A 12108-nucleotide genomic window follows, 5' to 3' on the forward strand; every position below is an offset into this window, starting at 1 on the left:
GCATCCGGTGACTGCTAGGATGGGCAGCATGGAAGTTCGCCGGCTCCTGCTTGACGAGATGGACGCGGCAGCACGGGTCCACCGCATGACCTTCGACCAGCGGCTGCCCTGGCTTTCGGGCCTCCACACGCCAGCCGAAGACCGTGCCTTCTTCCGCGAGCATGTCTTCAGCCACTGTGAGGTCTGGGGCGCCTTCCAGGGCGAACTGCTGGGCTTCATCGCCTTTCGTTCCGGATGGCTCGACCAACTCTATGTCTTGCCTGCCCATCAAGGCAGCGGCATCGGGTCAACGCTGCTCGGCATCGCCACACAACGGCATCCACGACTTCAGCTCTGGACCTTCCAGCGCAACGAGGGTGCGCGCGCCTTCTACGAGCGCCATGGCTTCGTCGCCGTCCGGTTCACGGACGGCTCCGAGAACGACGAGAAGGAGCCGGACGTGCTCTACGCGTGGCGACGGTAGGGCTTTCAAGCAATCATCATCTCAGGTGCTAGAACACCGGAAAATCCTTCCCTCATGACAGGAGCAGGAATGCGCCATCATCTCACAATGGCCTTGTCCGTATTGCTTGGCGCGGGCTGCGCGGGCAACCGTGGCAACACCTTCTCGGATGCCGACAGCCACTATCGTTTCGCGGAGCACCCGGAGCAGGGCCTGGTCATCGTCTCCACCCGCTTCTCCACCGACTGCAAGGAGGGCGAGAACCCTTCCGCGACCCTCAAGTTCGAGGACTCCGTCTACATGCACCAGAGCATGGGTGAGATTCCCGTGAACGACCTGCACCGCCCGCCTGACTTCCAGGCGCCTTCCGGCCACTTCACCGTGAAGGCGCTCTACGAGGGCACGTACCAGTTCCGGCGTCTGAGCATCGGGCACATCACTCCCATCAACAAGGAGACGCGCACCCCGTTCGAGGTCGAGCCAGGCAAGGCCGTCTACCTGGGAGAAATCCACGTCAAGCTCGCCAACTGCGGTCCCTTCCCCACCATCACCACCGTGGTCACCGACCAGTGGGAGCGGGACCGCAAGCTCTTCGAGCAGAAGATGAAGAACGTCCCCGCGAAAGAGGTCGTCAAACGGCTGGCCTTCACCCAGTCGCGATGATGGGTCCGGCAGCGGTTCGGGCCACGGTGCATCCGTCGTGGCCCCCTTGCTTCCGGCCAACGCCTTGATTTCACCCCGGGTCCTTCCTCCGCCCTGCTCCGTTTCGTCGCTCTCACGGCTATGCTCGGGCGGCCCAGGCCCTCATGCATCTCCGGTCGTCCATCATCGCCCTCCTGCTCGCACTGGCCGCTTCGCTGCGCCCCTGCGACGCGGCGGCCGCGTCCCTCAGCCCCTACGCCTACACCCAGCACTCGGTGAACGAAGGCGCGCCCGCCGACATCTGGACGCTGGAGCAGTCCCCCACGGGATACCTGTGGCTCGGCACCGGCATGGGCCTCTATCGGTTCGACGGCGTTCGCTTCGACCGCTACCCGCTGCGGGAGGGCCAGCGGTTGCTCTCCTCCAACATCAACGCGCTGAAGGTGCTGCCCAACGGCGACATCTGGCTGGGTTTCTTCGCCGGAGGCACGGCGCTCCTGCGAGATGGCCGCGTCACCGTCTTCGGTCCCCGCGAGGGGATGCCCTCCGGCCGGGTGCTGAGGTTCGCCAGCACCCCGGATGGTGCGCTCTGGGCCGCCGCCGCGGGCGGGTTGGCCCGGTATGAGGCGGGGCAATGGCAGGTCGTGGGCCGGGCATGGGGCTACGACGACGGCGCCGCGGAATACGTCTACGTCGATCGGCGCGGCGTGCTCTGGGTCTGCACGCAACGCCGGCTGGTCTTCCTCCGTCCGGGGGAGCGGCGGTTCCAGGAGACGGGTGAAGCCATCTCCCGGGATGCCGTGCTCGCCGAGGGCCCCGATGGCCGGCTCTGGCTGAGCGAGGCTCTCCAGGGGACGCGTCCCCTGCCGGACCATGCCCGAGCCGTCTCGCCGGGCATCGCGTCTGTTTCTTCCGTAGCTCCGCCGACGCCTGGCGCGGCTTCGACGGCGGGCGCGCCGTCCTTCGCACGGGCCAAGCAGATGCTGTTCGCCCGCGACGGCAGCCTCTGGCTCACCATCTGGGGTGCCGGCATCTGGCGACTGCCCTCCCCGGCCAGCATTCCGACCGGACGCAGCCTGCGCCCCTCGGACCCACTGGAGAAGTTCGAGCAGCCCGATGGCCTGGCCTCACCGGTGGTGGTGCCGGTGATAGAGGACACCGAGGGCACCGTGTGGGTGGGCACGAACGCCGGGCTGGCGGGTTTCCAGAGGAAGCGCTTCCAGGACATCCCCGAGCTGTCATCGGCGTCTCAAGGGGGCTTCTCGCTCGCGGTCCTGGACACCCGGGTGATGGCGGGCAATTCGCGGATGGCGCTGGTGGTGGACCCTCACGCCCCCCCTCGCGCCTACGACGGTCCGGTGCCGACCCGCACGGCCATCTACGCCGCCGATGGCGCGCTGTGGTGGTTCAAGGGACGGGAGGTGTTCCGGCGCGCGGGCGATACGCCGCGGAAGTTCGACCTCCCCATCGGCACCATCGAGTCGCATGTGCTGGCCTTCACACCGAACGGCGCGGACGGCATGTGGCTGTCCATCGTCGGCCGTGGGCTCTTCGTCGCCACACCGGAGGGCATCCAGCCCGAAAGGCGGTTTGGCGACAGCCCCGCCCCCAACGCCATGGCGCTCGGTCCCGGCAACGAGGTCTGGCTGGCGTTCGAGGACGAGGTGGTCCGGTGGTCCAACGGCCATCCGACCCGATACGGCGCGAGCAATGGGCTGGCGATTGGCCGCGCCACCACGATTCACGCGACCGACAAGAACCTGTTGGTCGCAGGCGAAAGCGGGGTCGCGCGTTTCGACGGCCGGCGCTTCGCGACGATTCTGGAGAGCCGGAACCCCGCCTTTGGTTTCATCACCGGCATCGTCGATTCGCCGGACGGGGACCTGTGGATGAACGGCGGGCGGGGCGTGGTCCAGGTGAAGGCCGGTGACATCGAAAAGCTGTTCTCTCAGGTCGAGGGTGAGCTGAACTACCGCCTGCTCGACTGGCGCGACGGGCTGCCCGGCATCGCCATGCAGGCGGGCCTGGTCCCCACGGCGGTGAGGGACCAGCGCGGCCGGTTGTGGTTCGCGACGAACCGCGGTGTCGCGTGGCTGGACCCGACCACGTTGCTCAAGAACGAGCGCCCACCCCGAACCGAAATCCAAAGCCTGCGGGCCGGAGACCGGACCTATCTCGCCGGTGACGAGCTGCAGCTGCCGGAAGGCCCCCTCAGCGTCACGCTGCGCTACACCGCGGTCACGCTCGCGGCGGCGGACCGGGCACGCTTCCGCTACCGGCTGGAGGGCGTGGACGACGCGTGGCACGACGGCGGCTCGCGGCGCGAGGCGACCTACGCCAACCTCACCCACGGCCGTTATCGCTTCCGCGTGGTCTCCTCCAACGGTGACGGCGTGTGGGACGAGACCGGCGCCACGCTGGACTTCACCATCGAGCCCACCCTGGTCCAGACGAAGGCCTTCGCCGTGGCCTGCGTGGTCGCGCTGTTGGCCATGGTCTGGACCGCGTACCGGATGCGGGCCCGCGCCATCGAAAACCAGGTCAAGGTGCGGCTGGAAGAGCGCCACCGCGAGCGGGAGCGGATTGCCCGGGAGCTGCACGACACGCTGCTCCAGGGCGTGCAGGGCATGGTGCTCCAGTTCGACAGCGTGTCCAGGCGCATCGTCGACCCCGAGCTCACCCAGACGATGGAGCGCGCCATCGTGAAGGCCGAGGCCCTGATGGCCGCCGCGCGCGACCGGGTCTCCGATTTGCGCGCGACGGACGGGCCGCTCGGCACGGCGCTCGCTCGCGCGGCGCGGGAACTGACGGACGGGAATCTCCCCGTCGACGTCTCCATCACCGGCGACGAACGGCCGCTGCGCGCCGCCGCCCGCGACGAGCTGCTCATGATTGCCCGGGAGGCGATGGCCAACGCGATACACCATGCGAAGGCCCGGTCCATCGCCGTGTCCCTGGCCTATGGCGAGCAGCGTTTGAGCCTGTGCGTGGAGGATGACGGCCTGGGCCTGGACCCCGTCTATGCCAACCACCACGGCAAGCCGGGCCGCTACGGCATCAAGGGCATGTTCGAACGCGCCGAGCGCCTGGGAGGCGCCCTGCGCATCCGTAGTGCGCCGGAGGGTGGCACGACGATGGAAGTGTGGCTCCCCGGGACAGCCGCCTACGCGGAGCCTCCTTCCGGACGGATGCACCGGTGGCTGAAGCGGCTCAAGGCCACCCGGCCTGAATGACCCGCACCGCCGCTCAGAGCGGGTTCACGGCGCCCTGCTTGACGAGCCAGGCGCGCGTGACGGGTTGATGGCGAGCGAGATGTCCCCGAGCGCGGCGTGTCTCAGCACGACGCGGCGGAGCTGGCGTCCGTCCCGCGCCGGCCCCCGCTTCAGAACATCTCGCGCTGGATTCCCGCGGCCTGGAAGACGTAGTCCCTGGACGCCTCGAGGGTGGAGCGGAGGTGGGGCCAGTTCACGCCGACCAGGGCGCCCCGCCACTTCCGAATCCTGCCCGCGACGATGACCGTGTCCACGTTGCTGCGCTCCATCAACGTCACCACGGCGCCCGGCACGTTGTTGAGCGGGGCCACATTGATGGCATCCGCCCGCAGGAGGACGATGTCGGCCTCCTTGCCCGGAGTCAGCGAGCCGACCTTCTGGGAGAGACGGGCGACCCGGGCTCCCTCGACCGTGGCGAAGCGGATGACATCGCGGCACGTCAGCAACGCGGGCAGGTTCGTCTCCCCGTTGAGCGCGCGCTCGTTGATGAGCGCGCGCTGAAGCGTGAGGACGGTCCGCATCTGGGTGAAGAAGTCCGCGGTCATCGTGCACTCGACATCGACGCTGAGCGAGGGCTGGACGCCATGGTCGAGCGCGGTCTGGATGGGCGGCAGGCCATGCCGCATGGTCATCTCGATGGGGGCGGCAATCGAGAGGGTGGCTCCCGACTCGGCAATCGCCTTCCAGGAGTTCGCCGAGATGTGGGAGGCATGGATGAACTCGACATCGGGCCCGAGCAGGCCCTCACGCTCGAGCTGCTCCACGAGCGTCCCCTGGCCGATGCTGCCGACGAGGTGGGACACGATGCCCAGGCCATTCTGGCGCGCGATGGACCAGCAGGTCCGGAAGGCGGGGTCGAACACCTCGCCGCCCATGGCCAGGGTCAGGAGCTGGTCCTTCGAGGAGAAGTGGCGGCTCTGGAGGCGATGGAGGTCATTCGGGAAGATGCTGCCGGGACCCACGCCCGGTGAGTACACGAAGACCGCGCGACGGCCCGCATCCTGAAGCCCCCGGATGACGGCATCGGTGTGCTCCGGAGAGTGGCCCACCTGCGACGTGTCGACGACCGTGGTCACCCCGGCGTCCAGCTGGCTGAGCGAAGAGACGACCTCGGCGATGTAGGCGTCCTGCGGCCGGTAGACCGGGGTGATGGTGGAGTGGACGTAGTCGAGATAGTTCTTCTGGCCGTGCGGCAGCCCGTCGTTGAACAGCAGGCCGTCCGCCAGGAAGCCCCTCAGCGCGGTCTGGTACTGGTGGTGGTGCGTGTCGACGAAGCCCGGCATGACAATCATGCCGGCGGCGTCGATGACCGCCGCCCCCGGAGCGTGCAGGCGGGGCCCGACCGCGACAATCTTCTTGCCTTCGATGAGGACGTCGCCCCGGACGAAGTCCCCCACCTTCGGGTCCATGCTGAGGACCGCGCCGCCCCGGATGAGGTAGCGCCGATGCGAAGCACCGGTCTCCACGGGCATGTCACGGTCGCTGGCGTCGCGCTCCCGCGACATCTCCTCCTGCGTGGGAGTGGCCAGCGCGGGCGTGGAAACTGACGAGACCGCCGCGGCTCCGAGGGCCGCGGCCCCTCCGGTGAGGAACGCGCGCCGGGAGGAACGCGCCTTCTCCTGCGTGTCGTCATGTACCGAGTGATTTCCACAGAGCCGCTGACACATGTCTCGTTTCCCCCTCCGGGAGCACCGGAGTCCTGAGGTCGTGCCATCTCTCATCGAGGCACTGACGCCCATCGCCATTGGATTATTACAACAATAGCGCATACAAAGCGCGGCGTCGAGCATCTACATCGAATAATTCCATGTATCCCCCTGCCGCGGCCGCGACGCAGCGCACCATCTCTGGTGCGCGCCCAGGGAGGTATCGCGGTGAGTGCGAGTCGGGTTCACGCTGGATGCTGCGGGAGCCCGGGAGACCGGGTTGCCAAGTGCTCCTCAGTAGGGAGGCAGCAGCCGCCGGAACCCGTGCCCCAGCACGAGGCCGAGCACGAGCAGGTTGCGCGGCAGGAGCGCCGGCCAGAAGAGCGGCAGGGCTCCGGGGGCCACGAGCGCTCCCGGCCCCGAGAACCGCGCCGCGAGCCGGGCCCCGAGCCGCCGCAACCAACCCACGGAGCGAGGCCACTCGGCGAGGCCCTCGAGCCACCGGGGAGGAATGGCTCCCGCTCCCGTGGTCGCGCCCGCGAGCGCCCCGACGATGGCGCCCGTGGTGTCGCTGTCGCCGCCGAGCAGGATGACCTCCTCCACCGCCCGCTGGAAGTCCGTGCCGTGCCGCAGCCACGTGTAGAGCACCACCGGCACGGTGTGCATCACGTAGCCGCTCACGCCCTCGGCGAGCCCCAGCTCCGCGGCGAACTCCGGCACGCCCGCGCCCCGCTCCCAGGCCGCGCGCAGCCGCGCGAGCGACTCGCGCAACGTGGGCTCATCGATGCGGGCCTCCCACTCGCGCAGCATCTCCTCCGCGTCCACGCCGCCCCGCCGGGCGCCATGGGCCGCCGCCAGCGCGACGGCCAGCGCGCCCTGCTCGGCGCGGGCATCCCGATGGGTCATCCGGCTCGACGCCTGGACGAAGGCCTCCAACCGCTCCGGCTGCTCGGCGAGACACACGCCCAGCAGCGGCGCGCGCATGGCCGGGCCATTGCCCGCGGACACCACCCCGCTGCGGTCCGGCGGGAAGCCGAGCCACAGCCTCACCGTGGCGCGCAGCGTGGCCCAGCCAATCCCCGCGGGCAGGCCGAGCAGCCAGCCCCGCATCCGCCAGGCGAGGTTCCGCGCGAAGTGCTCGGGGGCGTCGGACGCGGCGAGCAGGGCCTGGGCCACCATGCAGGCGTGTTCGGTGTCGTCGCTGCCCACGCCGCGGCCGAGGAAGAAGCGGTGGTGCAGGGGCGCCCCTCCGAACATGCGCAGCGCACGCCGCCGGGACAGTCCCTCGCGAGGCAGCCCGAGCGCGTCTCCCACCACCGTGCCCAGGAGGGCTCCCAGGATGGCGTCCTGTCTCATGTGCCATGCCTCCGCACGCGTCTGGTCCGCCTCCACCCCGTGCAAGGCCCGCGCTCAGGGCCCGCCGCTCGACGAGGCGTCGCGTGGAGCCTCCAGGAGCCAGGATATCCGAGCCGCTCGGCCGCTCATCGGACACCCTGTCGTCCGAGGCCGGGAAGGCAGGTCGCTCAGAGAGTCGTGCGGGGCCTGGTACCCGCACTCGGTCCTCCTGGCCTCGCGCGTCGGATTCGGATGGGTACCCGTCGTACGTACCTCTTCCCTCGGGCGGAGCGGAGCCGGAGAAGGAGGGTCCAGCCCTTGCCGCGACGGCGGAGGAGCCGAAGCAGGAACGCACGTCACGCGTGGGCTGACCGGGCTGCCACGCGGCGTAGAGGCAAGCCGCGGAGGCTGGCGTACTTGAAGGCCCCCAACGGGGGGGGCGAGTGTGCAGCGCCCGGGGCGCCGGGGCAGAATGGGCGGCGCATGTCCCCCTCCACGCACCGTGTGCAGCTGCTGCGCGCTCCGGAAGCCGGTCCTCGCGCGGGAGCCGCGACGCTTGCCCTGGCCCGTGCCCTCGGCATCCCCCGCGCGGACGCGGCCCTGCTGCTCTCCGCCGTGCCCCGCGTGCTTCCGCGAGGCCTGCCTCTGGACGCTGCACAGCGCCTTCTGGAGACGCTGCGCGCGGCGGGGGCGGAAGGAACCGTGCTGGAGGCACCGGCCTCGGGGAGCCGGTGCGCCGAGCACCCGGCGCTCGAGGACGAGGGCCCCTGCGAGGTATGCGGGGCGCGCATCTGCGCGGTGTGTGTGCTTGCCCGAGGGGCGCGCCGCTGCGGCACCTGCGAGAGGCGCCTGACACGCGCGCGCCGCTTCCAGCACTGGCGGGTGGCGGTGCTGCTGGTGGGGCTGTGCGTGGCGCTGGTCTGGGGTTTCTCCGTGCAGCGGCAGCGCGACGAGCGTACCACGTGGACGCGACCGCTACGGGTGGCGGTGGTGCTGCTCGGGGAGGATGACGGGGCGGCCCAGGTGCTGCGCAACGGCCTGCCCCGCCTGGAGTCCTGGTTCGCGCGCGAGCACCTGCGCCACCGGCCCGACGGCCTGAAGGAGCCGGTGCGCTTCGAGGTGTTCGGCCCCGTCCACCCAGAGGCGCCGCTGCCCTGGCCCGACGACGCCTCCTCCGGGTGGCTCGGGCGGCTGCGCTACATGCGCACGCTGCAAGGGGCACTCGAACCGCTGGACACCGCGGTGCGCCTGGAGCCGCGAGGTTACGACGCGCGGCTGTACGTGGTCGTCGAGTCCGACACGTCCAGCACCTTCGCGGAAGGCGTCGGAGCGGCCGGTGGCGAGCTGGGGCTCGTCCAGGCGCGGGTGAAGGGGGAGGACGCGACGCTGGCCCTGACCGCGCTCGCGCACGAGCTGCTGCACTGCCTGGGGGCCACGGACAAGTACGACGCCCAGGGCCACGCGCTGCTGCCCCAGGGGCTGGTGGACCCCGAGCGCTCTCCCCTGCTGCCGCAACAGCAGGCGGAGGTGATGGTGGGCGAAGTGCCACTGGAGGCCGGAACGGGCAAGCTGCCCGACAGCCTGGATGAGCTCGCGGTGGGGCCGCTCACGGCCGCGGAGGTGCGCTGGACATCGCGATAGCAGGGCTCCCTGCCTCGTGTGTTGGGTCGTCCAGCCGCCCGTTGTGACGGGGCGCCCATGCCCTTGGCGCGCCCGCACGAATCCGTGCAAATGTGGAACAACTGTAATAAGGGGAGACATGTCCACGGAGGGTCATCCGGGCGGAACGGTCTACGTCGTCCGGGAAAACGAAGGCATCTCCTACGTCGCACGGCGCTTCGGGCAGAGCTGGACCGCCCTCTGGCAGCATCCGAGCAATGCGGAGCTCCGGCGCAAGCGAGAGAACCCCGAGGTGCTGCTGGCGGGAGACCAGGTCTTCATCCCGCCCATCGCGCCCCGCTGGCAGGGTTGCGAGACCGGGCGTCTCCACACCTTCCGGCTCAAGGCGAGCCCCCTGTTGCTGGTGCTGACGCTGAAGGACCGACGCGGCCGTCCCTTCGCTGGGCGCAACTACCTCGTGGAGGTCGAGCAGGAGTCCTTCGAGGGCAAGACCGACGCCGAGGGCCGCCTGCGTCAGCGCGTCTCGCCGAAGGCCACGCAGGCCCGGCTCACGCTGTGGCCCGAGACCCGGGGATACCCCGAGACGCTGTCCTGGACGTTGGAGATCAGCGGGCTCGAGCCTTGGGACACCGTGCGCGGCGTCCAGCAGCGGCTGAACAACCTGGGCTTCCCGTGTGGCACTCCCACGGGCCAACTGGACGCCCCCACGCGCGCGGCGCTCGGAGACTTCCAGACCCGGCAGGGGCTCGCCTCCACGGGAGCGCTGGACCCGGACACCTGCCGCGCACTGCGTGACCTCCACGGAGCCTGAGCGAATCCCATGAGATTCTTCAACGCGCCTCCCCAGCCCATGGCGGTCGTGGTGTCCGGTGGCACCACGAACACGGTCCCCGGCGGCAACCACGCCGTGGCACCAACCACGAACCAGATTGGCAACGTCCTCCAGGCGCCTGCCCTGCACGGCCTGACGTTCATGTGCAGGGCGTCGAATGCGAGCACCGACACGGTGTACACCGCGAACCTCGACCAGAAGGTCCAGGCGCCTGGAGTGCTGGTCCTGCCCCGTGTGGAGAACTCGGAGGGGAATCCCCTGACCTACTCCGTCAGGATCTTCCTGCGGGCCGCCAGCGACTCCCTCCCGTCAGCGACATCCGCGGATGTCGCCGAGTACTTCCGGTTCCTGTCCCGGCAGGACATCAACAGCTTCTGCTTCGACACCTACTCGGATGAGGATGCCGAGCGGTTCACGGTCCAGGCCCAGTTCGGGGGGCAGGCCGTGACGTGGCTGTCCTCCCAGGCAGGCCTCGTGACGTTTGGCTCGCCAGCGCCGGACTGGCTGAACGTATCGGCGCTCATTCCCCGGGGAATCTCGGGGCGAACCACGAATGACCCTCCGGATACCGAGCGCCCGGTCCTCCCGCTCGAGCATGATGGCGCCCTCAACACGGAGTCGGAGCGCCGGCCCGGCGAGCTGTGGCTCCGGCTCGTCCACAAGGACGACCAGGACAATCCGCTCGCCTTCGATGTGGCGCTCGTCACCGTGGCCCCCCTGCTCTTCTGCTCCAATGCGGACCCGGTGGTGACCCTCTATACCGTCACCGGAGCCCAGACCCTCCCCCGGTGGGACAACACCCCCTGGGTGGAGAGCCTGGAGGCCCTGGCGCAGCAGACAGGTGTCCCCCTCGTCCGGCTCCAGCCGCGCACCGCCGACGCCTGGGCGCGAGACCAGGTGCTGCTGGGGTACTGGTGCATCCCGGAACGCGCCATCGGCGGTCTGAGCACCCTCACGCGCAAGGCCGTCGTGACGTGCATGCGGGACTACGCCAACGGGCTCGAGACCCGCCTCGGCGACTACGCCAAGAATGGGAACGGGCAGCAACCGGACGCGACGTGCGGCGTCATCGATGACCTGTTCGACCTTCGCCCCAACCAGGACAACTCACTGGACTACGGAGGAAACGTCCTCGTCTCTCCGCCGGTCCTCGTCCAGACGCCCGGGCTGGGCGAGGGCGATTCCGGGCCGGACGTGGACGCGCATGACGAGGCCCCGTACGGGAAGATCATCCTGGGGGATGGGGGCTCCTACGATGCAGGGGGCGGTGCTCGCTCCCCCACGCCCGAGTTCGCCGAGTTCCTGGAGGCGCAGCGCGTCCAGCCCGTCGTCCGTGTCAACACGGCCTGGCTCGAGGTGGGCCATATCGACGAAATCCTGAGCTTCGTTCCCGCGGCGCAGACATGCGCCCGGACTGGCGCGGGCCAGCCCCGCGGTCACAACGGCGCCCGGTGGTGCGCGCTGCTGGCGAGCATGGACCTCGCGTACCTCCTTCTCGAGGCGTCGTACTCCGACACCGTGCGGAACATGCGGAATCCGGCGGACCCGGACAACTTCACGTCACTGCCCACGTTCCTGGCCGATAACGCGGCCAATGCCTTCCTCAACCAGTTCACGACGCGAGGCGATGGGCGCCTCAACCGGGCCAGTCACGAGGCGCAGAGAGTCCTCGACGATGTCGGGCTGCGCATCCGGCAGGCACTGGGGCTGCACGAGCACGAAATCATCCTGATGCCGGGGCTGTTCTCGCCGACGGCGGGCTTCGACTACGACGCGGTCCTTCCGGACACGGTCAACCTCCTTGTCCTGAACAACCACCAGGTGGTGGTCCCCAAGCCCTGGGGACCCAGGCTGGCACGCGCGGATGCAGGGGCAACCATCGACTCGGTCTGCCGGGAGATGGGCATCAGGACGGTGGCCCCGCTGTCCGGCCTCCTGCCGGGACTGGCCGCCTGGCTGAATCGTGAGCGCATCTGGCGCCAGTGGAACCCCTACCAGAACACATGGCTCGCCCAGGAGCGGCAGCGCCTGGCCACCCATTTCGGTGTCCCGCTGAACAACGTCCAGCCGGCGCGGCAGGGACATGTGAACGGCTGGGTCGAGTTCAACATCGACCACCCGGACAGCGTCGACATCTTCGAGGCCTACATCGCCGCGCGCTTTGCTGGAATCGGACTCACCCCCCACTTCGTGGATGACTGGGCCCAGTGCCACAAGAACTGCGGCGAGGTGCACTGTGGAACCAACGAGCGCAGGCAGCCGACCGTCGTGCCGGCCCACCAGCAATGGTGGAAGCTGCTCGACGACGACCCCTGAGTG

8 protein-coding genes are annotated in these 12108 nt (G+C 69.6%); 6 read left to right on the forward strand and 2 right to left on the reverse strand.

What is annotated here, in order from left to right; genetic code table 11:
* Positions 1–28 precede the first annotated feature (28 nt).
* From HG543_RS13790 to HG543_RS13800, 3 genes are all read left to right on the forward strand, one after another.
* On the forward strand, positions 29–463 hold the full coding sequence (locus HG543_RS13790) for a GNAT family N-acetyltransferase (protein ID WP_211193911.1): 435 nt from the start codon (positions 29–31) through the stop codon (positions 461–463).
* Positions 464–532: 69 nt separating this feature from the next.
* Positions 533–1105, forward strand: a complete 573-nt coding sequence (locus HG543_RS13795; protein ID WP_169345205.1) for a hypothetical protein — start codon at positions 533–535, stop codon at positions 1103–1105.
* 143 nt (positions 1106–1248) lie between these two features.
* Positions 1249–4317, forward strand: coding sequence for a sensor histidine kinase (locus HG543_RS13800; RefSeq protein WP_169345206.1), 3069 nt, complete (start codon positions 1249–1251; stop codon positions 4315–4317).
* 149 nt (positions 4318–4466) lie between these two features.
* On the opposite strand, the gene HG543_RS13805 is transcribed toward HG543_RS13800, so the two are convergent.
* Positions 4467–6023: an amidohydrolase family protein gene (locus HG543_RS13805; RefSeq protein WP_169345207.1), complete on the reverse strand. Its 1557-nt coding sequence runs from the start codon at positions 6021–6023 to the stop codon at positions 4467–4469.
* A 273-nt stretch (positions 6024–6296) separates the two neighbouring features.
* A complete protein-coding gene (locus HG543_RS13810) occupies positions 6297–7358 on the reverse strand; it encodes an ADP-ribosylglycohydrolase family protein (RefSeq protein WP_169345208.1) in 1062 nt (353 codons plus the stop codon).
* A gap of 462 nt (positions 7359–7820) precedes the next feature.
* Between HG543_RS13810 and HG543_RS13815 the strand changes: the two genes are divergently transcribed.
* The 3 genes from HG543_RS13815 (at position 7821) to HG543_RS13825 (ending at position 12105) form a co-directional block, all read left to right on the forward strand.
* The gene (locus HG543_RS13815; RefSeq protein WP_169345209.1) at positions 7821–8978 is read left to right on the forward strand and encodes a hypothetical protein; all 1158 of its coding nucleotides are present in this window, start codon (positions 7821–7823) and stop codon (positions 8976–8978) included.
* A 118-nt stretch (positions 8979–9096) separates the two neighbouring features.
* Entirely contained in the window at positions 9097–9768 is a 672-nt protein-coding gene (locus HG543_RS13820; RefSeq protein WP_169345210.1) for a peptidoglycan-binding domain-containing protein, read from the forward strand.
* A 9-nt stretch (positions 9769–9777) separates the two neighbouring features.
* Positions 9778–12105: a protein-arginine deiminase family protein gene (locus tag HG543_RS13825; RefSeq protein WP_169345211.1), complete on the forward strand. Its 2328-nt coding sequence runs from the start codon at positions 9778–9780 to the stop codon at positions 12103–12105.
* Positions 12106–12108 lie beyond the last annotated feature (3 nt).

It is taken from the genome of Pyxidicoccus fallax, from assembly GCF_012933655.1.
Classification (GTDB): domain Bacteria; phylum Myxococcota; class Myxococcia; order Myxococcales; family Myxococcaceae; genus Myxococcus; species Myxococcus fallax.

Excerpts from the sequence above, each read along its gene's own strand:
- HG543_RS13800 (WP_169345206.1), top strand. The coding sequence starts at position 1,249 with ATGCATCTCCGGTCGTCCATCATCGCCCTCCTGCTCGCACTGGCCGCT.
- HG543_RS13815 (WP_169345209.1), top strand. The coding sequence starts at position 7,821 with ATGTCCCCCTCCACGCACCGTGTGCAGCTGCTGCGCGCTCCGGAAGCC.
- HG543_RS13810 (WP_169345208.1), bottom strand. The coding sequence starts at position 7,358 with ATGAGACAGGACGCCATCCTGGGAGCCCTCCTGGGCACGGTGGTGGGA.
- HG543_RS13820 (WP_169345210.1), top strand. The coding sequence starts at position 9,097 with ATGTCCACGGAGGGTCATCCGGGCGGAACGGTCTACGTCGTCCGGGAA.
- HG543_RS13805 (WP_169345207.1), bottom strand. The coding sequence starts at position 6,023 with ATGTGTCAGCGGCTCTGTGGAAATCACTCGGTACATGACGACACGCAG.
- HG543_RS13825 (WP_169345211.1), top strand. The coding sequence starts at position 9,778 with ATGAGATTCTTCAACGCGCCTCCCCAGCCCATGGCGGTCGTGGTGTCC.
- HG543_RS13790 (WP_211193911.1), top strand. The coding sequence starts at position 29 with ATGGAAGTTCGCCGGCTCCTGCTTGACGAGATGGACGCGGCAGCACGG.
- HG543_RS13795 (WP_169345205.1), top strand. The coding sequence starts at position 533 with ATGCGCCATCATCTCACAATGGCCTTGTCCGTATTGCTTGGCGCGGGC.